Raw genomic sequence first — 25,780 nt, forward strand, 5'->3', positions numbered from 1 at the left:
GGCCAATAGTGGGCGCCCCCTCACAACCCCGCGTGGGGGGGGGGCCACCCCCACAAATAAAAAAGGAGGCACAAAAGTAAAACACCCCCCGGGGGGGGGGGGGGGGGGGGCCCCGCGCCCCCCCCCCCCGCACCGGCATACCTGCCTGCCGTCCCCTCCTTCCCATTCTTCCTGGGCTTCCCACCATGACTCGCATATCGCGGCGCCGCCCGCGTGCCCTGATCCGCTCGCTGCAGCCGGCCTGCTGCCGGCCGCCTGCTCCGCCACCGACCACGACCGGGACCGGCCACCTGCACGGCTTGGACGCCGCCCCGGCCGACGGCGCCCTCTACTGAGGTCTTCGTTGGTTCCGTGGTATGGCGGACTCGTTGGTGGGAGCCTGTTGTCGGGTCATTCAAGCCTTCGTGTGAACCGCTCCGGGTTCGGTAGGACTCGATCTCCTCAAATGATCGAGTCCCTACCGAACCCGGAGCGGTTCACTGCGCTGGTGCATGAAGACGGGCCGGATGCCCCGCCTCGCCCTGCCACCCCAGGTCGTCAACCAGGACCAAGCACCGCTGCACCAGCACCACCGACCCGCCCTTCTCCGGCAGGTCCTCAACGACGACTCCCCGCCCCTACGGACCCGGATCGCCGCCGCACTCGTTCTCCCCTATGCGCAACCCGTCACCCGCATCGCCCGCCTCACGGCCAACGACGTCATCGACGACGGGACCACGATCACCGTCCGGCTGGGAGACCCACCTCCCCACTTCCAGAGCCCGTCGCTGACTTCATGCCGGCATACGTCCAGTCCTGCCGACATCTGCCCTATGCCGGCAGCAGGAACTCATAGTGGCTCTTCCCCGGACGTCAGCCCGGCCAGCCCGTAACCCAGTCAGCCTTCAAGTGCACTTGCGCGAGACCGGCGTCCTGCCGCAGCGCGGCAGGACCTCCGCAATCCGACAGCTCGTTCTCCAAGCCCCGGCTCCCGTCATCGCGAAGGCCCTCGGTTACCACGACAAGACAGCCACCCGCCTGGTCAGCGAAGCTGGAGGAACCTGGAGCCGATACGCTCCCGGCGACCACACACGGTGATTGCGCCTGAGCTCGGTTCGTCGCTCCACACGCTCGCGAGATCAGTCGTCCGGCGGAGACTCCCCGTCCAGAAGCTGTAGTACCTCCTGCTGCCGCCGATGAAATCCGGGCAGCAGGGGCTGCACGAGGGCGAGATGCTCCGTGATCGACAAGCTCCGGTGAGCAGGCGGCTGCGCCGGGTGATTCCGATCAAGGACCTTGTTCATCGAAGCACAGAACAGGTACGCCGTTCCCATGGCCTCCGAGCCGAAAACGATCCGTCCGGCCGCCACTGAATCGACCGGGCCACACACGCCCTCGACCAAGGCGCCCAGCACATCGACGGCGACCGCCGGATCACCGTCCGGGTCCCACCGGGCATGCATGAGCGCAGCGCGCATGCCCTCGGCCAACTCCGAAGCCGACGGCTCCGCCGGATCGCTCGCCATCCCCGCATCGTCCCAGCCTGGCTCGCGGAAAACCACCCTGAACCAGCTACTCGCCGCGACCGAAGCCGTGGATGCCCAGCGAATACACGACACCTCGACATGCGAGCCCACCAGTCCCGAGGCCGATCACGCCGTCGGTCGGGCGCCCGGCCGGGCGCGCGGATCATCTTCCGGCTTCGAGCAGGGCGTCGACGCAGCGCGGGTCCACCCGCACGGCGAGCGTGAGCGGCCCCGTACCGTCCTGGAACTTCCAGTGGATCTCCGTCCAGACCTCGGCGGCCAGGGCCTGCGCCGCACGCCTGATCGCGCGCCGCGCGTGCCGGTCCCTCGCCTCCGGCTCGGTGCATCGGTCCCGCATCACCAGATCGGACTCCACCAGTCCCGTCAACGCCCGCGCTCGATCACCGGGCGAGTGCAGCCGGGACACGAACTCGTCGGCCCTGTCGTGCTCGCCGATCCGGTCCGCGGCCTTCGCCAGGGCCTGGAGCGCGCCGGAGGGGTTCGGCACCGCCCCGGTGCCGAAGGTGGTGACGGCCCGCGCGAAGACGGCCCGGGCGCGGTCGGCGGCACCGGCGTCCGCCAGGGCTGCCGCGATCTCGGCCAGCGTCTGCGCCCTGTCGTCGGTGCCGCTCACGGATCCGGCCAGGCTCTCGGCGAGATCGTGGTCCCGGGCGTCGTGCGCCACCTCGCGGACGAGCAGCGTCAGTGCGTGATCCCGGTCGCCCTGGCTCGAGTGCCAGACGGCGTCCTCGGCGTGCTCGATCATCGACTGGATCTCGTCGCGGTCGCAGACCGGGGCGGCGACGTGCAGGATCTGCCGCACGTTCGACGCCAGGGTCGGCCCGTTCTTCTCCCGCAGCGCCAGCTCCTGCGCCCGGAGGACGGCCGAGCGCGCGAGTTCGCGGTCGCCGAGTTCGATGGCCGCCTTGATCACCATTTCCAGGACGATCAGGATCTCGTGTTTCCCGGAGCAGGACGCCGCGATGCCCGGCACGTCGCGCAGCAGTCGCACCGCGTGCTCGCGAGCGCCCGCCCGGGCCGCCATCAGCGCCAAATCGGTGAGCGCGCACGCCCGGTAATAGGGTTCGGCGATCCCCCGCGCGAGCAGCTCCACGTGGGCGGGGTCGGCGTCGTCGGTGCCCTTGGTGAGCAGGTTCAGCGCGCTGAGCTGGTCGGCCGGGTCCTTGATGCCGTGCAGCACCGTGGCCGCCTCGTCCTGTTCGCCGATCAACGTGGCGGCGCGGACGAGCAGTCCGAGGCCGTGCCGGTAGCCCGGGGAGGCCGGTGCAGCGCGCATGACCGGGGACGCCGCCCGGAGCATGGCCGCCGCCCGGACCCGGTCCCCCTTCCTGGCTGCCTCGTCCGCCAGGACGCACTGTCCCCACGCCTGGTCGGTCGGCACGTGCGAGGACCGCAGCATGGAGTCGGCCCTCGAGGCGTGGCCGGTCGTGGAGATCACCATGACGAGACGTTCGAAGACGTGCCGCCGCCATCCCGGCTCCCGGATCTGGTGGATCTTCGCCTTGGCCAGCCTGATCAGCGCACGCGCACGGTCGCGGTCCTCGGGCGCGGTGGACCTCCCCACCTCCTCCAGGACGGCGATGAGCCCGTCGGCCTGAATCCTGGCGTAGTCCGTCGAGCCCATCGCACCCTCGCACCCGGCGATGAACCGCCGGGCCCTGTCCTGCTCGTCCGCGCCGGCGGCGACCCAGGCCAATCGGGCGAAGGCCTCGGCGGTGTCCGATGCCCTGGGCAGCGACCTGGCGAGGTGTTCGGCCCGCTGGTAGTCCCCCTTCTCGGCCATGACCTCGACGAGCCGGATGAGATTCCAGGCCGGTGAGGCGCCCGCGGACATCAGCCGGGCGACGCCCTCCGCCCGGTCGTACTCGCCGGCCCGCGCCATGCGCTCCACGAGCCACTCCAACCGGTAGACGTCGAACTCGTCCGCCTCGTGCAACAGGTCCTCGATGCGATCCCAGTCCCCGTCGAAGGCCGCCAACCGGGCGAGTACCTGCTGGTGGCCCACCGGGTCGGTCATCGCGCGCTCGAGTTCCCGTGCGGCTGCGGCGAGTTCCCGCGCCCGCGCGTGCTCACCCCGCTCGGCCGCGACCTCGGCCACGCCGACCAGGGTCTCGGCCCGCTCGACGAGGGCGTCGTCACCGTCGTACCAGCCGGCGTACACGTCGTCGCCGGCGTCGGCGACACCCACGGACCGGGCCAGCGACTCGGCCCGGGCGAAGTCACCGCGCCGCGCCGCGGCCAGGGCCCGGCGCGCCGTGAGCGAGGGGTAGCCGCAGGCGCGCGCGAGCAGCTCGGCCCGTTCGTGGTCGCCGGCCGCCTCGGCCGCCACCGAAAGACGGTCGAGCAGCTCACGGTTCTGCCGGGTCGGGTCCAGGGCGATCCGGTCGGCCCGCTCGTGGTCGCCGACCGCCTCGGCGACCACGGCAAGCGTCGCGTGGTCGTCGAGCCGTCCGGCGACGGCCTCGGCGCGCTGCCGGTCGCCGTTCTCCGCGATGGTTTCGGCGACCTGCCGGATCGCCCAGTACCGCGACACCCCGCCCTGCAACCGGGCGAGCGACTCGGCCTGCTCGTACGCGCCGAGCCTGGCCCACACGGCCGGCAGGATGCTGGGCATGTGCTCGTACCGGCGGGCCAGCTCGTCGCGGCACAGGGCCAGGCGCAGCGCCAGCGGCAGATCGGTGGCGTGCTGCCGGACGTTGAGCTGGTAGGCCATGTCGATCTCGGAGATGGCCAGGAAGTCGTTGCCGGTGCGCCGGCGCAGCATGTCCTGCCGCGCCCGGTCGGTGGCGCACCGGGCGAGATTGGCGAGGTCCCGGGTGGCCACGAGCAGGTTGGGATAGTCGTACAGGAGGTAGGCGGGGGTGCTGTCCGGCCAGTCGCGCCGCCGGTAGCCGTCCGCCCAGCGGTGCAGCCGGTCGCGCAGGTCGTCGATCTCCGTGCTGAGGCTCTGCTCGGTCGCGGTCTGCAGCGTGTCGTGGCTGAGGAAGTAGGCGAGCTGCCCGGTCGCCGACGACCGGCCGGTGACGCTGTGCCCGAGGTCGGCCCGGAGCAGGGCGTCGATGTCGTCCGGTTCGCGTCCGGTGAGTTCGCCCAGGTCGGTGCCGGTCAGCCCGCCACGCGCTGCGGCGACGAACCCGAGCACCTGCCGCCGCACGCCGGTGTCCCGCAGCGTGTGCGCCAGCTCCGTCGAGGCGTCGTGTTCCAGCCGGCGTGCGTGCGGGGACGCGGCAAGTTCACGCACCGGGCACGCCCGCAGGGGGTGGTCTCCCGACACGTCGGCCGGCAGGCGGAAGTCCGGCCGGCTGGACACCAGTACCCGCATGTTGTCCGGCGGGTGCCGGGGCAGCAGTGCCGCGATGCTGGGGGAGTCGCCCCCGAGGGCGCCGCTGTCCTCGTCGAGACCATCGACGACGAGCAGCAGCACCCTGCCGTTCCCGCGCGCCCGTGACGCCGCGGACTCGAACAGCGAGGCGAGCCAGCCGCGCCGATGGGACGCGGCCCCGCTGCCGGACTCGCCGTCCGCCGACGCGGAGAGCTGCCACGCGACCGCGGCCGTGAACGCGTCGCCGTCGGCCGCGCCGGGCAGGCGCCGGGTGACGAAGAACGACACGACCTCCACCCCGGGCGGTGGGTTCAGCACGAACCACGAGAGCAGCGCCGTCTTCCCGGCCCAGGCCTCGCCCTGCACCCACGCGTAGGGCTGCCGGCCCGCGCAGAACGCCGCCAGGTCGGACAGTTCCTCCTCGCGGTCCCGCAGTCTCAGGGGCGCGAAGTCCTCACGGACGGCCGCCTGGTGGACCCGCCTGACCACGTCGTGCCGGGTCGGCGGGAGGACGGGGAGCAGCGGCCCCGACTGCGGTGTCCCGGCCAGTTCCGCGAGGCGGAGACGTTCGCCGGCGCCGAGGGCTGCGACGCAGCGGTCCAACCGAAAGGCCGTCAGACTGCCATCGCCCTCTTTCCCGTAGTGCCGCGCCAGCACGCCGACGATCCGGTCGCGGCACCACAGCGCGGCCCCTGACATGCCCTCCCACGGCGAGACGGCGCCGTCCGGCTCGGCGCGCGGCGCCGCCACCCTGACCTCCAGGGTGCCCTGTGTCCGGTTGGACGCCGTCCCGATCGAGCCGTCCGCCTGGTGCGTGTCGCGGTACCACGACCTGCCGTCGTCGTCCGACCGCAGTTTGAACCGCGGAAAACCGATCGCCAAGGCCTTCAGCCGCAGGACCCTGTCGTCGGGGATCCCGCCCAATGGTGTCTCGGGCAGGGCCTCGGCGCGGCCCTCCATGGCCAGGACGGCGATGTCGTGCTCCGGACACGACCAGGCCACGGTGGCGTCGGCGGCCCACTCGGTCCTGAGGCCACCGTCGAACCGCACGCGGATCGAGCGTGCGCCGTTCACCACGTGCGCGGCGGTCAGGACCGCCGTCGGCCGGATCCGGTAACCGGAGCCGCGCTGCGGGGTACGGCCCCCGGCATCGACGATGATCTCGGCGACGCGGCGGACGTCCACCCCCGACGTCACCGTTCACCCGGCAGCGAGTCGCCCGTGATCACCATGCGGGAGTCCGGGGCGCTGGTCCGGCGCGGGTCGAGACTCAGCCTGATCCGCTGGGTCGACTGCGTCGAGAGCTTCGCGTCGGCCCCCATCTCGACCACCCAGAACTTCACCTTCGCGGAGGGGCCCGCGTCCCTGGACACCGCCAGGGTCAGCTCCAGTTCCACCGGACCGAGTTCGAAACGCAGCTCCTCGCCGTCGCCGGCGTGCATCGCCGCCGAGAGCTCGGCCCGAAGCTCGGCGATGACCTCTGACAACTCGACGCTCATACCACAACCCCCTCGTCACCCGTAATCTAGCGGTATCCGGGGGAACGGGCCCCGGATACCGCCGGTCACAGCGCGCGGTGCACGATGTGCAGCCCGACGTAGCCCTCCATCGGGTGCCGGAAGCCCTCTTCCCCTCCGAGCGCGAGCGGCAGCACCAGCGCACCGAAGCCCACGGTGGTCAGCAACACGCCCGCCCCGTCCACGCGCTGTCCGGCCGCGCCTCGCGTGCGAGGCAGTACGGTCGCGCCCGCGAGCGAGACGAGTGCCACCGGCGCCGTGACCAGGAACACCGAGCGCCAGCCGAGACCGAAGAGGTCGGCTCCGACGAGAAGTCCGCCGAACAACGGCCCGGCCAGCGATGCACTCCCATCGTGGCACCGAACAGGCCGAGAGCCCGTGGGCGCCGGGCAGCGGGAACGGCAACCTGGATGATCGACAGAACCTGCGGGGCGGCCAAGCCGCTGCCCGCGCCCTGGACCAGCCGGGCTGCGATGAGGAACGTGGCATCGGGAGCACACGCGGCAGCTGCTCAACCGACCATGAGGACGACGGTGCCCAGCACGAACAGTCGGTGGTAGCCGCACCGGTCGCCGATGCGCGCGGCCGTGATGATCAAGCAGGCGTAGGTCAGGGTGTACCCGGCCAGGATCAGCTGCACGGTACCTGAGCCGGCACCCAGGTCGGTCCGGATCGTCGGGGCGGCGATCTGCGCGACGGTGACGTTGAGCAACCGCACGAATGTCGTGGAGCAACCGCACGAATGTCGTGCTCAGCCCGACCGGCACCACGAGCCGCCCGCCGCCACCGGTGTCGAGCCGTTCCCGGCTCAGGGATGGGAAACCCTTCACGGACTGATGCCGACTCACGAGGCGAGGGCCGCGGCGAGTTCGCTCGGCCGGGCGGCGAACGGGCTGTGGCTGCCGGGCAGGGTATGCACGATGAACGGGTTGCCGGGGAAGGCCCGGTCGGCTTCCGCGATCATCAGGTCCTGCGCGGCCGGTGCCAGCGCCCGGTCCTCGGCGCAGCGCAGGAAAGTTCGTGGAATTCGTCCCCACCGTGCTGCGGTCAGGGTGACCGGAGCCGTCGGGATCGCCAGGGGCAGATCAGGGCTCAGCGCGGACCGCCACCGGTCAAAGCGGTCCAGGGGGGTGTCGTGGTAATGGGTTTCCCGCAGTTCGTCGAGGTAGGCGGGATCCGGTGACAGCGGATTGATCCGTACGGCGCCCAGGGCCTCGGGGGCGCCGAGGTTCAGGTTCTGGCCCAGCGCGGTGGCGTTCTCGGGTGAGCTCAGATAGTCGAAGAACCGCGACCGCCCGCCCGGGACGAAAGCGGACAGGTAGACGATCCGGTCCACCAGCTCGGGCGCCCGCTCCGCGGCCAGGGACGCGGGACCGCCGCCCGCGCTGTGCGCGACGAGCACGACAGCGCGATGGTGACGCACCTGGTGCAGGAGGCTCAGTACTGCCTCGGCGCAGTCGTCCATCGTCAGGGTGGCGAGCTGTGACTTCTCGGTCAGCAGGCCCGGCTGGCCGGGCAGCAGGTATCCGGTGGGCAGGGGTGCGTCGAAGCCGTGTCCCGGCATGTCGACGGCCACGCTTGCAGCGCCCAGTCCGGCCAGCGCGCGTTGCGTCGCCGCCCACTGTCCGGAGCTGTGCCAGGCACCGTGCACGAGGACGAAGACGGTGTCGGTCAGAGATACGTTCTTCATGGCTCCATTCCGGACAGGAACCACAGTGCCGTCCATCTATAGATCTGGTAAGTGGCATGGCGATACCTTTGAGGTATTGCCGGCAGTCGACGGGATCGATGGGACGAGGGCAGGGGCATGGAAGCGCGACACCTGCGGTATGCGGTTGCTCTCGCCGAGCACGAACACTTCGGCCGGGCGGCCCGCGAGCTGGGCATCGCACAGCCGCCGCTGTCCAAGCAGATCGCCGACCTGGAACGCGAGGTCGGGGTCCGGCTGTTCGACCGCACACGTCAGGGTGTGTTCCCGACCGCCGCCGGCGAGGCGTTCCTCGCGCGGGCACGCCGGGCGCTTGACGAGATCGCGGCGGCCACGGTCGACGCGGGCCGGGCCGCGCGCGGCGAAACGGGACGTCTGCGCCTCGGCTTCATCGCCTCGGCACTGCTCGACCCGCTGCCGGGCGTCCTGAGCCGGTTCGGCCGTGAACGACCCGACGTGAGACTGGAACTGCACGAGATGGCAACCAGCCGCAGCAGCCTAGCTCTCGTCGCCGGGGAGCTGGACGTGGCCATCACCCTCGGCCCCCCACGGGGTGCCGGAGCCGAGCATCTCGTGTCCGTCCCGATCGGACGCGACCACGTAATCGCGGTGGTAAGTACGGCGCACCCGTACGCGGGACAACAGTCGCTAACTGCCGACCAGTTGCGGCGACATCCGTTGATCGTGTCGGCCGGTGAGGATGAACCCGCTGTCGCCGCCGGACTGCGCACACTGCTGGGCACGGACTCATCGGCTCCCGGCGGCGCGATCGTCGCGAGGGACGTGCACACGATCATCGGCCTCGCCGCCTCCGGCGTGGGCATCGGCCTGGGGCCGTCCCGCATGAGAGCGGTCCCGCGCCCGGGAGTGCGGTTCTGTGAAGTGACCCCGCGTACTCCCCTGCCCGATCTCGTCCTGTCCTTCGCGGCCCGCGATCACTCCCCGGTGCTGCGCGCCTTCCTCGACACCATCCGGACCAACTGCCCCGAAGTCGGTGCCGCACTCAACGACCGGCTCTGCCCCCGGACCTGATTCGAGCCGGCCATCCCTTCTCATGCACGTGTCCGGCCTTCTGGCACGGGACGGCCTCAGAGCGCAGACCTGACGGGGCATCCAGGCGTCGAAGCCTGCGCCGGGGGTGTCCGCAAAGTCCCCGCGTCGGAGTGACCGCGTCCAGCAGTGACAGGAACTAGAAGACTGATGAAGATGTTGGGTTCTGGCCCCGCCGCGTCAGCGGTGGGGCCAGACTCGTGTGGTGGTTCAAGGGGAGTGGGCCGGGGAGACGGTCGGGCCGGACGTGTGGGAGTCCTGCCGGGAGTTGATCCCGGCAGGGAGTGTCTTCGCGTTCCTGGCAGAGCATCGTGGCGTGCTGTTCCCGGCGGAGATGTTCGCGGACATGTATCCGTCGGCGAACGGGCGGCCGAGTATGCCGCCGCAGGTTCTGGCCGCGGCGGTGGTGCTGCAGTCCCTGCATGGCCTGTCGGACTTCGAGACGGTTCAGGAATTGCGGTGTGACCTGCGGTGGAAGGCCGCCTGCGGGCTGGGCCTGCACGACACGGCGTTCGATCCGTCGCTGTTGTCGTACTTCCGGCGGCGACTGGCCCGCTCGGCCCGTCCGCATCGGATCTTCGACGCGGTGCGTGAGGTCGTGCGGGCCACCGGCGTGCTCAGGGGCAAGCACCGCAGGGCTCTGGATTCCGCCGTGCTGGACGATGCGGTGGCCACCCAGGACACCGTCACCCAGTTGGTGTCCGCGATCCGGGCGGTGATCCGCGAGGTTCCTCAGGCGGCCGGCGTCGCGACCGGGCAGTGCACCGCGCACGACTACTCGTCGCCGGGCAAGCCGCGGATCGTCTGGAACGACGAGGAGGCCCGGGCCGCCCTGGTCGATGCTCTCGTCGGTGACGCGCTGCGGCTGCTGGGACATCTGCCCGAGCAGAATCTCGGGGAGAAGGCGGCGAACGCGGTCGGGCTGCTGGCCCTGGTCGCGGGCCAGGACGTCGAGCCCGCGGACGACTCCGACGGTCGGGACGGCCGCTGGAGGATCAGCCGGGGCACCACCTCCGAGCGAGTCGTCTCCACCGTCGATCCCGACAGCCGGCACATCCACAAGACCCGGTCCCACTACCAGGACGGTTTCAAGGCCCATCTGGCCATGGAGCCCGAGACCGGGCTGGTCACCGCCGTCGAACTCACCCCCGGAGCAGGGCCGGCCCACCACGAGGCGGTCATCGGGCTCGGTCTGCTGGCCGACGAGGACCGTCCGCTCGACGTCCTGGGGGACACCGCCTATTCCACCGCGCAGGCCCGGGCCGCTCTCACAGAGGCCGGGCACCGGCTGTTCCTCAAGCCCGCTCCGCTGCGGCCGGTCGTCCCCGGCGGGTTCACCCTGGACGACTTCGCCATCGACACCGCGGGCAACACGGTGGTCTGCCCGCGGGGAGAAACCGCCGAACTGCGGCCGCCTTCCGGCATGCACCAGCAGCGAAAGGCCGTCTTCACAGCAGAACAGTGCGTCGGCTGCGAACTGAGGAAGCGGTGCACCAAGACCAGGGCCGACCGCATCGTCACGATCCGCCCTCACCACGACCTGATGGCCGAGGCCCGCCGCCAGGCCTCCACCGACCCCGGCTGGCAGGACACCTACCGCCGCTGGCGGCCACCCGTTGAACGGGCTGTCGCCTGGCTCGCCCACCGGGGCAACCGGCGCCTGCGTTACCGCGGCACCATCGCCAACAACACCTGGCTCCACCACCGGGCCGCCGCCCTCAACCTCCGCCGCCTGATCAACCTCGGTCTCACCCGCGCCAACCACACCTGGCACCTCAACATGGCCCCCGGATGACCAGAGAGGCCGCCCGGCCGCCGCCGGACAGCCCCTTACCAAGATCTTCATCAGTCTTCTAGGTGCTGTCGTGGCGGTTGCTGACGGTGAGCGTGACGGCGAGCGGTGTTCCAGGGTGGTCGACGGCGTAGTTCACCCAGCATGCGAACACCGGTCCGCAGCATGCGGCCCCTTGCTGATCATGTCAGAATGAAACTCTTAGGCGGCGGAGGCATATGAGGCTGCAGGCCAGTTCGAGCAGGCTCTGATGGAGATCCGCGCGTCGCTCGTAACGGGTGCGGAGCCGTTTGAACTGGTGCAGCCAGGCGAAGGCGCGCTCGACGACCCAGCGCGCCTTGCCCGGTCCGGAACCGTGGGCGACGCCGTGTCGGGCGATCAACGGCTTGATGCCCCGCTTCCACAGCAAGCGGCAAGACCTACGACCTGGTCCACGCGGGCACGGACAACGCCGAACGCACCAAGCTCGGCTCGACCTGGTTCCACCACACCGCACTCGGTCTGGCCTCCACGACCACCCACGGCGTCGACACCGGATTCATCCGCGAACCGGCGGGCACGCTGAACTCCATGACGGCTGGGGGCAAGTCGTGCTCATACCTCACCGACGCCACCGGCAACGTCCTCGGCCTCGTCGACGCCACCGGCAAACGCACCCACACCTACGGCCCTACCGGCCTGCCCCGCACCACTCCCACTGAGGCCGTCCCTCAGCCCTACCGCTACGCCGGCACCTACCTTGATCCGACCGGCCTGCACGAAACGGGCCACCGCTCCTACGATCCCGCCCTCGACCGCTTCACCCAGCCCGACTCCTCCGGCCAGGAAACCAACCCCTGCCTCCACGCAGGTGGCGACCCCATCAACATTGTCGGCCCGAGCGGCCTCTTGGATTTCGGAGCCTTCGTCCACGGCGTATTCGGTGGCGAGGACCTCGCCGAAATCTGGCAGAACCGGAAAATTCCAAGGCCCTGTTCTCGCAGGTCGTCGGTATCGCCGCAGGGGCCGTTCTCGAAGGCCTCTGCACCGCCGGGACCGCCACCATGGCGCCCGCCGCGGGAATGCTCTGCCTCGCTCCACTGACCACAGCAGGGTGCGGTACCGCGGCTGACACCGTAAGCAACACAACCGCAGGTGCAATGCAGGACTCGTTGTCCTGACAGGAGGAGATCACGTGGACACAGATCGAAATCAGGGAAGCATGCTGGGCCACGGCGACGAGGCCGGACGAGCGGTGGCTGCTACTGGCCTGTGGATCACGCTGGTCGCCGCGATCACTCTTGCCCTCATCGGTGTCTTCGGCATGGTGGCAGGCTTGAAGCCAGCCGTGTGGGTGGCCGCTGTCGGTGTGATCATTTCAATCGGTACGGCAGTGGCCGTTCGGTCGCGAAACAGGTGATGGTCGGAGGGAGTCTCCGGGATTGGTGAAGGCTCTATGCGTTGGCTCCGGCCGCCGGTTGGGGCTGGTGTTTAGCGTAGTAGTTGGTCTCGTGTTCGTGGGGTGGGATGGTTCCGATCGCAGTACGCAGACGCCGGTTGTTGAACCAGTCAACCCATTCCGCGGTCGCGAGTTCGACGTCGGGCAGGCCATGCCAGGGCTTGCGGGGCTTGATCAGCTCGGTTTCGCAGAGGCCGATCCGGGACTCCATGAGGGCGTTGTCCAGGGCGTCGCCGACGGTGCCGATCGAGGCGTCGATGCCGGCCTCGGGGAGGTGGGCGGTGAAGACGAAGGACGTGTGCTGGGCGGATTCGATCGGTCGTTGCCAACACCTCGTCCTCGGAGGTGTTGATGGGCAGGCCGGCAGGGTGGGCGGCGGCGTTGACTGGACGGTCGCCGATGAAGTCCCCGGGCGCGCCGGCACTTCGGCGGGAAGCGGAACGTCAGTTCTGGCGGGAGATCACGAAAGGGCTGCTCGCCGAGGAGGCGGCAGCTGCGGTCGGCGTATCCCAGGCGGCGGCTTGCAGGTGGTTCCGTCACAGTGGCGGTTCGCCGGTCCGCACAGCCCCTGGCAGCGCGGCACCAACGAGAACACGAACGGCCTGCTGCGCCAATACCTCCCGAAGGGAACCGACCTTTCTCGATGGGCGGCAGAGGACATCGAGGCGGTCGCAGCCACGCTCAACAGTCGCCCCCGTAAGAGCTTCGGTTGGAAGACACCCGCCGAAGTCCTCAACGGCCATCTACTATCGATCAAATAAGCCGGTGTTGCATCTACTGGTTGAACCTGGTCAGTACACCAGCCGGGCTTTCGCCGACGCCTGCTACAGGGTCGGCGTCCGCCCGTCCATGAGCGCGATCGGCTCCAGCGCGGACAACGCGCTTGCCGAGTCCTTCAACGCGACGTTCAAACGCGAAACGCTTCAGGGCCGCAAGCACTGCTCCAGCGAACGCGAGGCCTGCCTCGACGCATTCCGCTGGCTGCACCGCTGCAACACCCGACGCCGTCACTCACGCCTCGGGCACCGCAGCCCGATCGCCTACGAGACAGCCGCCCGATCAACATCGACTACGCTCACACCAGCCGCATAACCGGTGTCCAGAACACCGGGTCAAGGTCCCACCAACGTAGCCCGTGCTTCGCCTGACTCGGCTATCGAGCCATCCTGTGCAGGGGTGCAGGGGTGCAGGAACGGGAATACCGCCGGGGCGCGATCGCGTTGCCGCTTCCGCGGTGGACAGTCGTCGGCGTCCGTCGTCGAGGACGTTGTGGCTGTTTGGGGCCTTGACTGGGCTGCGCTGCGGCTAGTAGCAGGCGGTCACGGTGTGGGGCGGTCTCGTCGGGCGCCGTGCAGGACTCCAGGTACGACGCGGTGGGCCGCGGCCCGGCCCAGGGGAGGCTGAGAAGGTGACTTTTCGTCAGTTCGAGTATGCCCTGGCTGTGGCGGAGGCAGGCTCGGTAACGGCAGCGGCGGAGTTGTTGCGTGTTGCCCAGCCATCGGTGTCGCAGCAGATTCGCGGCCTGGAGCGGGAACTCGGTGTGACGCTGTTCGCCCGTACGCCGGCCGGGCTGGTGCCCACCGCGGTCGGTCGCGCGTTCCTGCGGGACGCGGAGGTCGCGGTGCGGGCGGCGCGGCGGGCGAGGGCGACAGCGCGAGCCGGTGCCGAGGAGCTGGAGGGTGAGCTGGTGGTCGCGGCGCAGATGGGCCTGGGCACGCGGCAGCTGCCGGGCGCGCTGAGCGCGTTGTGCCGCCGTTTCCCGCGGCTGGAGATCACCGTGTTCGAGGAGGCGAATCCCGCCGAGCTGGAGCGGCTGGCCCGCCGGGGAGTGGTGGACCTCGGCCTGATGGGCGGGCCGTGCAAGGACGGCCTGTACGAGGGCCACCACCTCGGCGACGAGGAGTTCGTCGTGGTGCTGGGTCCCGAGCACGCGCGGCTCGCCGCGGACCGGGTCGAGCTGCGCGAAGTGGCGCGGGAGCCGTGGATCAGGTTCGACCACGGCAGCGCGCTCGACGGCGTGCTGCGGGACGTCCTGCGGGACAACGAGCTGGCTCCGGCCACGGTCGCCCGCGTGTCCCAGACGGCGACGGCGGTGCGCTGGGCCGCCCACGGTCTGGGGGTGACTCTCGTGCCGGCCTCCGCGGTGCCTCCCGGGTTCGAGCACCTCACGCGTCCCGTCGTTCCCGCCGTTTCCATGCCCACCGTCGCTGCGGTCCGGCCCGGCGCGGGCCCGGCGGAAATGGCCCTGCTGGAATTCCTGCGTCAGGAGACCTGGTACTACACCGGATTTTCCGGTGACGGGTCAGGGCTTACTCACAACTGGGTGGCGCCTCCGTCCACCACCAACTCGGCGCCCGTGGTGTAAGTGGCGTCGAAGGCCAGGAACGCCACTGCCCTGGCGACTTCTTCCGGAGTCCCGAAACGGTGCATGGGGTTCTCCGCGACCCGTTCCGCCTTGAACTGATCTGCGGCCTCTTTGGTCATCGTCTTCTCCAGGATCCCCGTGTCGACCGGGCCGGGGCTGACCGCGTTGACGCGGATTTCACGCGGAAGGAGCTCGCGGGAAAGGCTGCGGGCCATGGAGCGCAGCGCTGCCTTCCCGGCCGCATAGACGCTGGACTCCAGCAAGCCCATGGCGTTCGCGACCGAGGTTGTCAGGACGACGCCGGCGCCCGTGCTCAGCAGCGGGGCGAGCTTCTGCACGGTGAAGAAGGCACCCTTGACGTTGACCGCGAACAACTCGTCGAACATCTCCTCGGTCGTCGATACGAAAGGCGTGGGGATGGTGACGCCCGCGTTGACGAACAGGCCATCCACCGTGCCGAGTTGATCCCGTGCGTAAGCAGCCAGAGCGTCCAGGTCGGGGAGCGAGGCCACATCGCCCCGGAAAGCCAGCGCGTTCTTGCCGAGGCGCTCCGTGGCGGCGTCGAGCGTGCTCCGGGAACGGCCGGTGATCACCACGCGTGCTCCGGCGTCCACCAGCAGCTTCGCCGTCGCGAAACCTATGCCACTGCTGCCGCCCGTGATCACTACGTTCTTGCCGCTGTACGTCTCGTTCATTTCCAAGATCCTTGCTTCCTCGTTTCCTCGCCCGGTTCCTTGTCCCACTTCATCGACGTCAGCCCACGGGGAACTCGCCGCCGTCCACCGTGAGGTTCCTCCCGGTCAGCCAGCTCGCCCGGACCGATGCAAGGAACAGCACCGCGTCCGTGATGTCGTCGGGCCGGCCATCGCGCCCCAACGGGGGGATGATGTCGTCCTGGCCCGCCCCCTCCGCCAGGCTCATGTACTGTTCCCGCGTTGCCTGGCCGCCGGGGGTGGCGGTCCTGCCGGGAGACACCGCGTTGACCCGGACCCCGAACGGGGCCAGTTCCAGAGCCAGTCCCCGGCTGTAGTTCTGCAGCGCCGCTTTCGTCGCCGTGTAGTGCAGGAAAGCCGGTGCGGAGGTGGGAACGGCGGCCGAGGAGACGTGCACGACCGCACCCGAACGCCGTTCCCGCATCCCCGGAGTCACCAACGCGTCCAGCCGCACCGACGCCAGGTGGTTCAGATCCAGCTGGTCCTGCCACTCCTCGTCGGGGATGGCCAAGGCGTTCTTGAAGGGGCGCGCTCCACCCGCGTTGTTGACCAGGATGTCCACCCCGCCGAGGGCCTCCTGCGCGGCCTCGGCGACTGCCTTCACTCCGGCCTGCGTCCGCACATCGGCCTCCACGAAGGCGGCGCCCTCCGGCACCGTGCTCGTCCTCGACCTGGCGGTCGTGAGCACCTCGGCGTCCGCGTCCAGGAACCGGCGCACGACAGCCGCGCCGATCCCGCGTGAACCGCCCGTGACCAGGACTCGCTTTCCTGCAAAATCCCGCACTCGTGAATCAGTATCGGCTGTGGTCATGCCGTTTTCCCTTTCAAATACGAATCGATCCGCTCGGCGGTAAAGGGGAGACGTGTACGGGGCGCTGATTCTGAAGAACCGCGGTACGCGTCTTGCCTCGTCGAGTTGTCTCACCGTAGATCCGGAAAGGATGGGGAGGCAAAGACGAAAAACGAGCAGATGCTATAGGGGTTCCCTATGGGCAACCCGGTGGCCAGGTGGTGCGCAGCGGGCTCTGTGGAAGATCCGCCAGGACTTCAGGCGGGCGACTCCGCGTTCGACGGGTGTCCGGGCAGCGGACAGGGCCCGGTTGACCGTCCGCTCGGTGGGGGTGAGTTGGCCGTTGGGCGGGCGGCGCCTCGCCGTGGTGACCCAGTCGCCTGCACCGATGCAGGCGATGTCCGCGAGGACCGGGACGCCCTGGCGCTCACAGATCCGGATGATCTTGTGAGTACGGGCGGCCGTCAGGTCATGGGTCCAGCCCGGCAGCGCCGGCGACAGCCAGAGGATCTCTCCGGCCGGATCGGTGACGACCTGCACGTTCACACCGTGCCGTTGGTGTTTGAAGGAACGGTGGGCCCGTCCGTCGCCGCCCTGGTCGCACTCGGTCAGGGTGCCGTCCACGAGGACGCAATCGGGGGGCAGCCCCGCGCTGGCCCGCGGACGAGCGCCACGCGGACGGGGCCGCCTGATAGCGCGCCGGCACCAGAGCCAGGTGGTGGGGCCGGCCCGGCCGGGCTCGCCGCCTTCCGCATCGCCGGTGAGCGAGCGTGCCTGGACTTCGCCGCCAGAGGAGTGCGCGCGAGCGTGGTCCGCCTCGCTCCCACCGTCCACGGCCCCGAAGACCACGGTTTCATCCCCATGCTCATCGCCACCGCGCGAAAGACCGGCGTGTCGGCCTACGTCGGCGACGGCGCCAACCGGTGGCCTGCCGTGCACCGGCTCAACGCGGCGGTCCTGTTCCGCCTCGCACTGGAGAAGGCACCCGCAGGCAGCGTGCTGCACGGAGTGGCCGAAAGCGGCGTCACCCTGAAGGGCATCGCCGAGACCATCGCCCGGGGCCTGGATCTGCCCACGGTCTCGCTGACCCCCGCCGAGGCCGCCACACACTTCGTAAGCCCGTTCATGGCCACCGCCTACGGCTTCGACGGACCCGTCTCGAGCACTCACACCCAGGAACTGCTCGGCTGGTCGCCCACCCACCCGACACTGCTCGAAGACCTGGAGCACGGCGATTACCTGACCACGCCGGCCGCCTGACCCTCCCCTGAGCGACGCCGCAGACCCGGACTGGCCGGGGCAGGGGTGAGTGTCATGGACGCGATGAAGGTACTACCCGCTTCGGGCAACGGTGTGGCTCGCTTCGCGGACGATTGGCTGGCGGCAACCGTCCGGCCCCGGTCCGGCAGGCTGAGTGCCCTGCTCGGCCCGTGCGTACGGGTGGGCCGGGAACACCCCGATCTGGCGGAGACCATCCGCGCCTTCGCCCGGCACGGCTTCTCCCTGACCGACACGGGCCGCGCCCTGCACATCCACCCCAACACCGTCAGGTACCGGCTGGACCGCTGGCAGCAGCTGACCGGGTTCGATGTACGCACCTGGGCCGGCCTGAGCGCCAGCGTCGCCGGCCTTGACCTGTCCGACTGCTTGGATGTGTGAACCGGCACGGGTGGAGGCGGAGCGTGCGGCAGGGGGGCGGCTGCCTCCGGTTCTGCGCCGTTGGCGGAGTGCGATGCGCGATGGGAGGGGGCAACGGCTGGAGAGGCCGCGGCAGGGGCTGTCCGACGCGCTCGCCCTGGAGGTGCCGTCTGCGGGCATCCATGTGACCCTGGTCCAGTCCGGCCAGACTGCGCCGTTTCGGCGGCAACATGGACGCCGCCCGGAACACGCAGGCCGACTACGACGCGACGGTGCGCGCACCGCAGAGCTGAACACCGGTGTCGGAGGGGGCAAGGTCGTCGAAGGCACAGCGTCCGTGGCGGTGTCGACCCGCCTCGCCGCCTGGCATTCGGCACCGTGCGCCAGGCGGCGTCATGCGCTGGGCTCGGATCGCCCGGCTCGCGACCTCGACGGCTCGGCCGAAGGCGGTGAGAAGGTCGACGCCTGACCGCTTGGCCGAGTACATCGCAGTGCGTCGGTCCGCTCATGGTCGAGCCGAGGCCACGACGTGAGTCGGGGAATCCGACGGGGGACGGCGACCGAGGTGGCGTACGCATCTCCGGCCGGGCACAGATGCGACCGGTCAGGTCCGTAGGTGGGCGGTCAGGCGGGCCAGGAGGGAGACGCAGTCGCGTAGTTGCTGCTGTTCCGCTGCGCTGAGTGTCTCTTTGATGGCGGTGCCAAGCCGGTCTGAGCGTTGGCCTCGTTCGCTGCGCAGGCGAGCTCGTCCGGTTTCGGTGATGTGGACCAGGAGCTTGCGCCGGTCGGTCGGATGGGGTTCGGTGCGCACCAGTCCGCTGGCGCGTAGGTCCTTGACGGTCTTGGCGGACGATTGGTGGGTGACCCCCCGGCGGTGGGCCAGTTCGGCCGTGGTCTGCGGACCGGTGCGGTCGAGGTGGCCGAGGATGGCGGCTTCGCCGGAGGGCATGGTGTCCACGGTTCGTACGGTGCGGACCAGTTCTCCGATCACCTGCCGCAGGTCTTCTGCCAGAGTGTCCTCCTCGTTCATGGGGTGCATCCTATGTGCGTCGCGCAATCAGGGTGTACAGCTAGGTTGTAATTCGATGGGAGACTTCATCGGCTCCCCTCGGGATAGGGGCACTCGGGAGCTTCCGTGTTCGCCTCATGCACGCCGGCGCGGCTCAGGCGTCGTCCGACGATGACGGCCAGTTCCGCCTCACCGTCGATGTGGTCGCTGATCCGCGGCAGTGCGATGTCGTCGCGAGGGCCGGTGAGTGTGGAGGGAAACTTGGCGAAGAACGTCGGGTAGGCGGGAGCGGGGCGCCCCAGCCGCTGGAGGTGGCTGCGGTAGTTCAGACCGATGCACAGGATGTGCGCCGGGGAGGGGGAGACACGGGCACAGTGAGCGGTCCGCGCGTCGACCTCTGCGGTTTCCGACAGGTGCTCGCGGCGCAGGTAGGCGTCGACGGCGTGAGAGGCGTCGGCGAGGACGGCGCGGTCACCTCCGATGCGGGCCGCGGTGAGGGTGTCGTCGATGCGGAGGGTGGCGAAGCGCACGGCTGTTCCTCGGATGTCCGGGTTTCACAGTTGGATCGTGGTGCCGGGGGTCAAGCGGGTGATGGGGGTGCCGGTCAGGCCGTTCTCGCCGAGGAGAGTGGAGGTGGACTGCTGGCCGAGGTCGCTGAGCATGAGCTCGTGGATCTGGATGATCTGCTCGGGCTTGACGGCGCGCACGTAGTCGGCGGCTTCGCCGAGCTTGGTCCAGGGCCCGCTCGTCGGCAGCAGGAGCGTGTGCACCGAGGCGGCGGGCACGAAGTAGGCATCACCCGGGTGGTAGAGGACTCCGTCGTCGACGAGGTAGCCGACATTGTCGGGGCACGGGATGTCCTCGTGGATCAGCGCGTGCCGATGGCCGTGGACGGCGACGGTGAGGGAACCGATGGCGAAGGTGTCACCGGCGGCAACGGCCCGGACGCGGCCGTCGTGGCAGCCGAGCGTGCCCACGACCGCGGCCGGCGCATAGACGCGCAGGTCGGGCCGCGCCTGCAGGGCCGAGGACACGACCTCCTCATCGAAGTGATCGAAGTGCTCGTGGGTGATCAGCACGGCGTGGGCCCGGGATACGGCCTTGGCCGCTTCGGGTGTGAAGGTGCCGGGGTCGATCACGAGACGGGTGCCGTCCTTTTCCAGGGCGACGCAGGCATGGGCGTACTTGGTGAATCGCATGGGAGGTCCTTTCCCGGAACCGTCGAGATGTACAATTAAACTGTACAATGTAACTGCATGATTTTTCGGGGGAGGCGGTCTGACGCGTCAAGCCGGAGGCGTCGGATGTCCGAGGAGGTGGGCTGCGGTGGGTGATGCTGTGACTCTGCTCGGTGCCCCGCCGCGGCCTGTCCGACCCCGGCGAGATCGCCTACTGCCTGGCCTACGCTCCGGCGGGTGTCGAGATCGCCGGGCCGGCCCAGGTGGCCGGCTCCCGCTGGGCGATCGAGGAGTGCTTCCAGGCCGCGAAGAACGAGTGCGGCCTGGGCGGATACGAAGTCCGCCGCTGTCCCGGCTGGTATCGACACATCACCCTGGCCATGCTCGCCCACGCCGTCCTCACCGCACTCACCGCCCGGACCGGCGAGGCCGCAGAGGGGGCCGCGGAAACGGGTCAGCCCTCGTCCCGCTCACCGTGGCAGAGATCCGGCGCCTGCTGGACGCTCTTCTGCCGCACCCCCAGCCCCATCAGGACGGACGCCTGCGCGCCCTGAACTGGTCCCACTGGCGCGGACGCCGCCAAGCCGCAGCCCGCCGCTGTCACCACCGAAAAGAACCAGCTCAGGACACGAAATCCAACTGGATTGTCAAAGGCCGCCTGACATACGCGCTCCGGAGGAGGTGCACCGTCCTCCGCTGGTCATATGACGGAAGGAAGGTGACAAAGCTGCAGGCCGTCGCATCACGCCCCCGGCTGCCGACGGCCTGCTTCACTCCACGGCTTGCGGGCTGGACTTTTGTTCCCATGTGTCGCTCGATAGTGGAACCCGGATAAAGCGGTGTGATCGTCAGGTCATGCTGTGATTGGCATACGCCCCGAATCGGCGTGTGCCGCACGCGATCGACACTGCAGGGGGCATCGGTATGACAGCTACTCCGCACGGCAGCCGGGGACTGGACGAGCAGGCGGTGCTGCTCATGGCCGGCCTGGCGGACTTGGCCGTCACCACCATCAGTTCGGCCGTCGGTACTGTGCAGCAGCTGCTGCGCCGCTCCGACGGGCCCGACATCGCACGCGATGCGCAGCAGGACCTGATGGCCCGCGGCCGTATCACCCTCGACCGCTACGCTGCTGCTCCCCCCGCCCACCTCGAGGTGCTGGCCCAGCACGTTCTGGCCCGGCGGACGGCACCCGGTGGCGATGTCTGACCGCTGGAACCCGGTCGACTTCAAAGCACGCATCGACACCCTCTTGGCGGACTTCCTGATCGAGGAGACCGAGCAGCTACTCGCGATTGACGAGGCTCTGCAGCCGGTGGCTGAGCAACTGCGGGCGGCGGCTGGGCACGGCAAGCGACTGCGGGCGGCGTTCTGCTACTGGGGGTGGCGTGCGGCCGGTCAGCCCGACAGCGACGCCCTGGTGCGCGCGGCGGCCTCCATGGAGCTGATCCATGCCGCAGCGATCGTCCACGACGACCTGATCGACGACAGTCCTCTACGCCATAACCTGCCCACTGCCCACATCGCCCTGCAGACCACTCTTGTCGGCCGTCCGCGGGCGCGTGCTGCTGCCCGTTCGTTGGCCATGCTGATCGGCGATCATCTGATGGCGTTGGCGGGTCAGCTGTTCACCACCAGCGGCCTGCCCGCCGCCTACCTGGCCAGAGCCAGGCCGATATGGGCCGAACTGCCGCGGGAGCTGATCGCTGGCCAATGCCTGGAGATTCTGACCACCGGCAGCCGCCCGGACGCGGAAATGTCCTTGAAGGTGGTCCGGTACAAGACCGCCAAGTACACCGTGGAGCAGCCCTTGCTCCTCGGCGGCCTGCTCGCCGGGGCTGCGCCGCACCTACGCGCCGGCCTGTCCGCGTACGGGCTTCCGCTGGGCGAGGCCTTCCAGTTGCGTGACGATCTGCTGGGCCTGTTCGGAGAACCCGGCCGCACGGGCAAGGCCTGCCTGGACGACATCCGCGGACAGCGGCCTACCGCTCTGCTGGCCGTAACCTGGCAGGCCGCCCTGCCCGCACAACGCGAGCATCTCGCCAGTGTGCTGGGCCGCCGGGACCTCACCGACGAACATCTGCGCGACATCCGTGAGTTGATGATCACGCTCAAGGCCCCGGAGCAGGTGGAAGGCATGATCGCCTCCCGGACGCGGGAGGCGATCAGCCACCTGGACGGGTTGGACATGCCTCACCCGGCACGGTGGGCCCTGACCGACCTCGCTCACTTTGCCACTGACCGCCACCACTGACCCGCCTGCCCAACGGCTCCCAGCCGCAGCCGTGCAGCTTGCCGAGAAGGACTGCTGTCATGACCTACACCGAAGCCTCGATGAACGCCCTGCGCCGGGCAGGTGACGAACTCGCCGACGCCGTCGTGGCCACCTTGTTCGAGCGGGAAGAGGTGGACAAGTTCAACACCCTCATGCGCCACGTATCCACCGCCGGCTCACCTCTGCCCGACGGACTGCCCGACGTCGCCCGCGAATACCTTCAGGCCACCAGCGTGCCCCCGGCTTGGGTGGACTGGGACGAGATGGAGAAGGCCCGGCTGTTCTTCATCGACAACAACGTGCACATCTCCACCGCACTGTCCTTCGCCTCCATGCCCGCCTGCTACGTCGTCCCGCACGTGGCGAAGCTGCTGTCTACGACACACGGGTTGAACTACCCCTCCAAGCGGATGGCGGAGACCGGCCAGTTCACCGTCTACCTGATGCAGCCCGACGCCTTCGAGGCTGGCAGCCGCTTCATCCCCGCCGCGCAGAAGGTCCGGCTGCTCCACGCCTCCATCCGCCACCATCTCAGGCGCGAGAACCGCTGGGACACCAAGGAACTGGGCACGCCGATCTGTCAGGAGGACATGATCGGCGGACAGATGTTCTTCTCCCTGCTCGCCCTGGACAGCCTGCACCGCCTCGGCATCCATATGAGCGTCGAAGGCGCCGAAGCTTACTACTACGCCTGGCGGGTGGTCGGCGCCATGCTCGGCGTCGACCAGGAGGCCGTTCCCAAGTCCCTGGAGGAGGCCCGCCAATTCCTCGACCTGTACATGATCCGGCACATGGGACCTTCCGAAGAGGGCGCGCGCCTGACCCGGCAGCTCATCGACCTATACGAGGAGGTCGTCCCCGGCACCTTCTTCGACCCGATCGTCTCCGCCCTGATCCGCCACCTGATCGGCGACACCTGCGCCGACTGGCTCCAGGTCCCGCGCACTGCCTGGGACAGCGTGGTCAAGGTCGTCCCTCACCTGCTGGGCGTACTGGAGACGATCGAGGACCGCTCACCGCTGGGCGCCTGGGCGCTGGACCGCCTCGGACATCTCACCACCGTCTTCGAGCTGTCCTCCCTCACCCGCGGCCGCGTCATGCACTACGCCATCCCCAAGCAACTGAAGAAGGAATTCGGCGTCACCGACAATGTGCCCCGCACCCGCCGATGGACACCGCCCGCGCCGACCGTCGCCTCCTGACGGGACGACTCCCGCCCTCGGTCCCAGCAACCATGGACTCCACGGGCGTCTGGCGCTGGAGAAGGCATACGACGTGCTGCACCTGCTGGTGCGCGTGCCGCAGGAGAGCGGACCGCTGTCGCGGAGGCGTCCGGACACACTGCCCGCTGCGGCTGAGACAGGCCGTTCACCGGCGAGTTGCCCCCGGAGCAGGAGCGCGCGACAGGACACCGTGGGCGGCAGCGGAGGCTGCGCTTCCGTCCCCACAGCGCCGGCGCAGGGCGCGCAATCACAGCAGGGGAACAACTCCGTGCCCACGCCCGCTCCTGCCACCGCCTTGCCTCGGACCCGAGTGGGGTTTGCGCTCGAGTACGTACTTTTCCCTGTGGAAACGGTGCGCCGCTTATGTGAGGCTCCGCTTCTGCCGTGGAGACCGTGACCGGAAGGCGGGGCATGGCTTCCAGGAAGCGCATCCACGATGCCGAGTTCCACGAGGAGCGGTACGGACCGTGACGGGGACCGGGAAGCCGATTCCGGAGGTGGCTGAGGATCTGGGCATCCGCCCGGGGGACGTTGCACAGCTGGGTGTCGCGGGCGCGGCGCAACGGGGCGCCGTCGTCGGACTGGGCGGTGGCGAGCCGTCGTCCGGCGGTCGTCTGCGGGAGAGCGAGCGGGCCGAGCTGGAGCGGCTGCGGGCCGAAGCCAGGGAGAAGGACAAGCGCATCCGCGAACTGGAGATGGGGCGTGATGCGTGCAAGCGATTCGTGGCCTTGGGTCACGTCCGCTGGAGTGGTGTATCGACGGCCACTCGGTGATCTCGTTTTGCGGCTATGCGGTGAGTCGGGCGGGCAGGGCGGTGTCGTCGGTTTCTGACTCGATCGGGTGGAGTCGGGCTTTGGCGAGGAGTTCGCGGCTCATGTAGCGGCGGGCCTCGGTCCACTCGTCGTTCTGCTCGGCCAGGACCGCCCCGGCCAGACGGATGACGGCGGTGCGGTCGGGGAGGACGCCGACTACGTCGGTGCGACGGCGGATCTCCTTGTTCAGCCGCTCCTGCGGATTGTTCGACCAGATCTGCCGCCGGATCTCCCGCGGGAAGGCGGTGAAGGCCGGCAGGTCGTGCTGGGCGGCGTCCGGGTGGGCTGCTGCTTTGGGGAGCTTGGTCTCCAAGGCGTCCAGGACGTGTGCCATCTGGGCCTTCACCGCGTCGGTGTCGGGCTGTTCGAAGACGGTCCGCAGCAGCGTGGCCGCCCAGGGCTGGGCCGACTTCGGCACCCGGCTCAGCAAGTTCCTCGCGTAGTGGGTGCGGCGGCGCTGCCAGGAGGCGCCGGGCAGCACCGCGCCGATCGCGTCCGCCAGGCCGGCGTGGGCGTCGGAGACGACGCGTTGGACGCCGGACAGGCCGCGGGCGATCAGGGAGCGCAGGAAGGCCGGCCGGCCGGCGCCGTCCTCGGCGGTGGCCACGTCCAGGCCGAGGATCTCGCGGTGGCCGTCGGCGTTGACGCCGACCGCGATCAGCGCGTGCACGGTGACGGTGCGACCGCCCTCGCGAACCTTCTGGGTGAGCGCGTCGACCCGGACGAACGAGTACGGTCCGGCGTCCAGGGGGCGGTTGCGGAGGGCGGTGACCTGCCCGTCCAGGTGCTTGGCCATCGCACTGGCCTGGGCCTTCGACAGCTGCGTCACCCCGAGGGATTCGGCGAGCTCTTCCACTCGGCGGGTGGAGACGCCGAGGAGGTAGGCGGTGGCGACCACCGAGTTCAGGGCCTGTTCGGCCCGGCGGCGTCGCTCGAGGAGCCAGTGCGGGAAGTAGCTGTCCTGCCTCAGCTTGGGAACGGCGAGAGCGCTGGTCCAGCGAGCGCGAGGCCCGCCTCGACGCGTTCCGATGGCTGCACCGCTACAACACCCGACGCCGTCACTCCCGCCTCGGACACCGCAGCCCCATCGCCTACGAGACAGCACTCGACACAACATCAACTACCCTGGCCCAAGCCGCATAGCCCGTGTCCAAGATTCCGGGTCAAGGCCCCCCCGCCTTGATACGCCATCGGACGGTCACGCACCCAGCAACGTGACAACACCCTCGCAGGTGGTCGTAGCGGCTGGACCACTCCAGCAGCACCGGCTGGACCTCACCCAGGTAGGCCCAAGCCATATGCCGGGACCGGGGCTCGGACCGTGGGCCACCGTCAAGGAGAGTGCGAACCCAGGCTTCGACGACGCGATGGATGCCCGGGGGCATGCCGTCGAGTTTTCGCTCCAGCCACCGGTCGACGGCGGG

24 protein-coding genes and 5 pseudogenes are annotated in these 25,780 nt (G+C 69.6%); 14 read left to right on the forward strand and 15 right to left on the reverse strand.

Annotation, left to right across the window (positions count from 1 at the left end):
• Positions 1-1,118 precede the first annotated feature (1,118 nt).
• The 6 genes from ACIBAI_RS26335 to ACIBAI_RS26360 all read right to left on the reverse strand — a co-directional run bounded on the left by ACIBAI_RS26335 (position 1,119) and on the right by ACIBAI_RS26360 (position 8,055).
• Positions 1,119-1,505 carry a hypothetical protein gene (locus ACIBAI_RS26335; RefSeq protein ID WP_399038010.1) on the reverse strand — a complete coding sequence of 129 codons (387 nt, stop codon included), beginning with the start codon at positions 1,503-1,505 and terminating at the stop codon, positions 1,119-1,121.
• A gap of 163 nt (positions 1,506-1,668) precedes the next feature.
• On the reverse strand, positions 1,669-6,033 hold the full coding sequence (locus ACIBAI_RS26340; protein ID WP_399038012.1) for a trypsin-like peptidase domain-containing protein: 4,365 nt from the start codon (positions 6,031-6,033) through the stop codon (positions 1,669-1,671).
• Between the two features lie 8 nt (positions 6,034-6,041).
• A complete protein-coding gene (locus ACIBAI_RS26345) occupies positions 6,042-6,347 on the reverse strand; it encodes a trypco2 family protein (protein WP_399038014.1) in 306 nt (101 codons plus the stop codon).
• 65 nt (positions 6,348-6,412) lie between these two features.
• Entirely contained in the window at positions 6,413-6,691 is a 279-nt protein-coding gene (locus ACIBAI_RS26350; protein ID WP_399038016.1) for a hypothetical protein, read from the reverse strand.
• Between the two features lie 185 nt (positions 6,692-6,876).
• On the reverse strand, positions 6,877-7,077 hold the full coding sequence (locus ACIBAI_RS26355; protein WP_399038018.1) for an MFS transporter: 201 nt from the start codon (positions 7,075-7,077) through the stop codon (positions 6,877-6,879).
• A 132-nt stretch (positions 7,078-7,209) separates the two neighbouring features.
• A complete protein-coding gene (locus tag ACIBAI_RS26360; protein ID WP_399038020.1) occupies positions 7,210-8,055 on the reverse strand; it encodes an alpha/beta hydrolase in 846 nt (281 codons plus the stop codon).
• 117 nt (positions 8,056-8,172) lie between these two features.
• On the opposite strand from ACIBAI_RS26360, the gene ACIBAI_RS26365 reads away from it, so the two are divergent.
• Both ACIBAI_RS26365 and ACIBAI_RS26370 read left to right on the forward strand, forming a co-directional pair.
• On the forward strand, positions 8,173-9,105 hold the full coding sequence (locus tag ACIBAI_RS26365; RefSeq protein ID WP_399038022.1) for a LysR family transcriptional regulator: 933 nt from the start codon (positions 8,173-8,175) through the stop codon (positions 9,103-9,105).
• Between the two features lie 265 nt (positions 9,106-9,370).
• Entirely contained in the window at positions 9,371-10,918 is a 1,548-nt protein-coding gene (locus ACIBAI_RS26370; protein ID WP_344602350.1) for an IS1182 family transposase, read from the forward strand.
• Between the two features lie 184 nt (positions 10,919-11,102).
• On the opposite strand, the pseudogene ACIBAI_RS26375 reads toward ACIBAI_RS26370, so the two are convergent.
• Positions 11,103-11,327: pseudogene (locus ACIBAI_RS26375) on the reverse strand (transposase); the annotation flags it as partial.
• 158 nt (positions 11,328-11,485) lie between these two features.
• Between ACIBAI_RS26375 and ACIBAI_RS26380 the strand changes: the two are divergent.
• Complete coding sequence (locus ACIBAI_RS26380; RefSeq protein WP_399038024.1) at positions 11,486-11,998, forward strand: RHS repeat-associated core domain-containing protein; 513 nt, start codon at positions 11,486-11,488, stop codon at positions 11,996-11,998.
• Between the two features lie 91 nt (positions 11,999-12,089).
• Positions 12,090-12,314 (forward strand): hypothetical protein, encoded by a 225-nt coding sequence (locus ACIBAI_RS26385; protein WP_399038026.1) that lies wholly within the window; start codon positions 12,090-12,092, stop codon positions 12,312-12,314.
• A gap of 34 nt (positions 12,315-12,348) precedes the next feature.
• On the opposite strand, the gene ACIBAI_RS26390 is transcribed toward ACIBAI_RS26385, so the two are convergent.
• Positions 12,349-12,777 (reverse strand): integrase core domain-containing protein, encoded by a 429-nt coding sequence (locus tag ACIBAI_RS26390; protein WP_399038028.1) that lies wholly within the window; start codon positions 12,775-12,777, stop codon positions 12,349-12,351.
• A 124-nt stretch (positions 12,778-12,901) separates the two neighbouring features.
• On the opposite strand from ACIBAI_RS26390, the pseudogene ACIBAI_RS26395 reads away from it, so the two are divergent.
• The 3 genes and pseudogenes from ACIBAI_RS26395 to ACIBAI_RS26405 form a co-directional block, all read left to right on the forward strand.
• Positions 12,902-13,114, forward strand: a pseudogene (locus tag ACIBAI_RS26395) (IS30 family transposase); the annotation flags it as partial.
• Positions 13,115-13,118: 4 nt separating this feature from the next.
• Positions 13,119-13,445 (forward strand): integrase core domain-containing protein, encoded by a 327-nt coding sequence (locus ACIBAI_RS26400; RefSeq protein ID WP_399038030.1) that lies wholly within the window; start codon positions 13,119-13,121, stop codon positions 13,443-13,445.
• A gap of 316 nt (positions 13,446-13,761) precedes the next feature.
• Positions 13,762-14,718 (forward strand): LysR family transcriptional regulator, encoded by a 957-nt coding sequence (locus ACIBAI_RS26405; protein WP_399038032.1) that lies wholly within the window; start codon positions 13,762-13,764, stop codon positions 14,716-14,718.
• On the opposite strand, the gene ACIBAI_RS26410 is transcribed toward ACIBAI_RS26405, so the two are convergent.
• The 3 genes and pseudogenes from ACIBAI_RS26410 to ACIBAI_RS26420 all read right to left on the reverse strand — a co-directional run.
• Positions 14,667-15,413 (reverse strand): SDR family oxidoreductase, encoded by a 747-nt coding sequence (locus tag ACIBAI_RS26410; protein ID WP_399038033.1) that lies wholly within the window; start codon positions 15,411-15,413, stop codon positions 14,667-14,669. The two genes, ACIBAI_RS26405 and ACIBAI_RS26410, sit on opposite strands and share 52 nt — an antisense overlap.
• Before the next feature lie 58 nt (positions 15,414-15,471).
• Positions 15,472-16,242 carry an oxidoreductase gene (locus ACIBAI_RS26415; RefSeq protein ID WP_399038035.1) on the reverse strand — a complete coding sequence of 257 codons (771 nt, stop codon included), beginning with the start codon at positions 16,240-16,242 and terminating at the stop codon, positions 15,472-15,474.
• Positions 16,243-16,404: 162 nt separating this feature from the next.
• Positions 16,405-16,860 (reverse strand): annotated as a pseudogene (locus ACIBAI_RS26420) (transposase family protein); the annotation flags it as partial.
• A gap of 168 nt (positions 16,861-17,028) precedes the next feature.
• Here ACIBAI_RS26420 and ACIBAI_RS26425 point away from each other — a divergent pair.
• Both ACIBAI_RS26425 and ACIBAI_RS26430 read left to right on the forward strand, forming a co-directional pair.
• A complete protein-coding gene (locus ACIBAI_RS26425; RefSeq protein ID WP_399038143.1) occupies positions 17,029-17,481 on the forward strand; it encodes a hypothetical protein in 453 nt (150 codons plus the stop codon).
• Positions 17,482-17,544: 63 nt separating this feature from the next.
• Positions 17,545-17,880 (forward strand): PucR family transcriptional regulator, encoded by a 336-nt coding sequence (locus ACIBAI_RS26430; protein ID WP_399038037.1) that lies wholly within the window; start codon positions 17,545-17,547, stop codon positions 17,878-17,880.
• Positions 17,881-18,463: 583 nt separating this feature from the next.
• Here ACIBAI_RS26430 and ACIBAI_RS26435 read toward each other — a convergent pair.
• The 3 genes from ACIBAI_RS26435 to ACIBAI_RS26445 form a co-directional block, all read right to left on the reverse strand.
• Positions 18,464-18,889, reverse strand: a complete 426-nt coding sequence (locus tag ACIBAI_RS26435; RefSeq protein ID WP_399038039.1) for a MarR family winged helix-turn-helix transcriptional regulator — start codon at positions 18,887-18,889, stop codon at positions 18,464-18,466.
• Positions 18,890-18,954: 65 nt separating this feature from the next.
• Positions 18,955-19,398: a fumarylacetoacetate hydrolase family protein gene (locus ACIBAI_RS26440; RefSeq protein WP_399038041.1), complete on the reverse strand. Its 444-nt coding sequence runs from the start codon at positions 19,396-19,398 to the stop codon at positions 18,955-18,957.
• A gap of 24 nt (positions 19,399-19,422) precedes the next feature.
• Entirely contained in the window at positions 19,423-20,067 is a 645-nt protein-coding gene (locus ACIBAI_RS26445; RefSeq protein ID WP_399038043.1) for an MBL fold metallo-hydrolase, read from the reverse strand.
• A gap of 158 nt (positions 20,068-20,225) precedes the next feature.
• Between ACIBAI_RS26445 and ACIBAI_RS26450 the strand changes: the two are divergent.
• From ACIBAI_RS26450 to ACIBAI_RS26470, 5 genes and pseudogenes are all read left to right on the forward strand, one after another.
• Positions 20,226-20,600, forward strand: a pseudogene (locus ACIBAI_RS26450) (IS701 family transposase); the annotation flags it as partial.
• Between the two features lie 370 nt (positions 20,601-20,970).
• Positions 20,971-21,255, forward strand: coding sequence for a polyprenyl synthetase (locus tag ACIBAI_RS26455; protein WP_399038045.1), 285 nt, complete (start codon positions 20,971-20,973; stop codon positions 21,253-21,255).
• The gene (locus ACIBAI_RS26460) at positions 21,248-22,300 is read left to right on the forward strand and encodes a polyprenyl synthetase family protein (RefSeq protein ID WP_399038047.1); all 1,053 of its coding nucleotides are present in this window, start codon (positions 21,248-21,250) and stop codon (positions 22,298-22,300) included. The genes ACIBAI_RS26455 and ACIBAI_RS26460 overlap by 8 nt, the downstream gene beginning before the upstream one ends.
• A gap of 59 nt (positions 22,301-22,359) precedes the next feature.
• Positions 22,360-23,523, forward strand: coding sequence for an oxygenase MpaB family protein (locus ACIBAI_RS26465; RefSeq protein ID WP_399038049.1), 1,164 nt, complete (start codon positions 22,360-22,362; stop codon positions 23,521-23,523).
• Positions 23,524-24,041: 518 nt separating this feature from the next.
• Complete coding sequence (locus tag ACIBAI_RS26470; protein WP_399038051.1) at positions 24,042-24,317, forward strand: transposase; 276 nt, start codon at positions 24,042-24,044, stop codon at positions 24,315-24,317.
• A 13-nt stretch (positions 24,318-24,330) separates the two neighbouring features.
• Here ACIBAI_RS26470 and ACIBAI_RS26475 read toward each other — a convergent pair.
• Positions 24,331-25,350: pseudogene (locus ACIBAI_RS26475) on the reverse strand (IS256 family transposase); the annotation flags it as partial.
• Between the last annotated feature and the right edge of the window lie 430 nt (positions 25,351-25,780).

Source organism: Streptomyces sp. NPDC051041 (assembly GCF_044456065.1).
Lineage (GTDB): Bacteria > Actinomycetota > Actinomycetes > Streptomycetales > Streptomycetaceae > Streptomyces > Streptomyces glaucus.

Excerpts from the sequence above, each read along its gene's own strand:
- ACIBAI_RS26360 (WP_399038020.1), bottom strand. The coding sequence starts at position 8,055 with ATGAAGAACGTATCTCTGACCGACACCGTCTTCGTCCTCGTGCACGGT.
- ACIBAI_RS26380 (WP_399038024.1), top strand. The coding sequence starts at position 11,486 with ATGACGGCTGGGGGCAAGTCGTGCTCATACCTCACCGACGCCACCGGC.
- ACIBAI_RS26465 (WP_399038049.1), top strand. The coding sequence starts at position 22,360 with ATGACCTACACCGAAGCCTCGATGAACGCCCTGCGCCGGGCAGGTGAC.
- ACIBAI_RS26460 (WP_399038047.1), top strand. The coding sequence starts at position 21,248 with ATGTCTGACCGCTGGAACCCGGTCGACTTCAAAGCACGCATCGACACC.
- ACIBAI_RS26410 (WP_399038033.1), bottom strand. The coding sequence starts at position 15,413 with ATGAACGAGACGTACAGCGGCAAGAACGTAGTGATCACGGGCGGCAGC.
- ACIBAI_RS26365 (WP_399038022.1), top strand. The coding sequence starts at position 8,173 with ATGGAAGCGCGACACCTGCGGTATGCGGTTGCTCTCGCCGAGCACGAA.
- ACIBAI_RS26430 (WP_399038037.1), top strand. The coding sequence starts at position 17,545 with ATGAAGGTACTACCCGCTTCGGGCAACGGTGTGGCTCGCTTCGCGGAC.
- ACIBAI_RS26335 (WP_399038010.1), bottom strand. The coding sequence starts at position 1,505 with ATGGCGAGCGATCCGGCGGAGCCGTCGGCTTCGGAGTTGGCCGAGGGC.
- ACIBAI_RS26415 (WP_399038035.1), bottom strand. The coding sequence starts at position 16,242 with ATGACCACAGCCGATACTGATTCACGAGTGCGGGATTTTGCAGGAAAG.
- ACIBAI_RS26345 (WP_399038014.1), bottom strand. The coding sequence starts at position 6,347 with ATGAGCGTCGAGTTGTCAGAGGTCATCGCCGAGCTTCGGGCCGAGCTC.
- ACIBAI_RS26445 (WP_399038043.1), bottom strand. The coding sequence starts at position 20,067 with ATGCGATTCACCAAGTACGCCCATGCCTGCGTCGCCCTGGAAAAGGAC.
- ACIBAI_RS26435 (WP_399038039.1), bottom strand. The coding sequence starts at position 18,889 with ATGAACGAGGAGGACACTCTGGCAGAAGACCTGCGGCAGGTGATCGGA.
- ACIBAI_RS26455 (WP_399038045.1), top strand. The coding sequence starts at position 20,971 with ATGACAGCTACTCCGCACGGCAGCCGGGGACTGGACGAGCAGGCGGTG.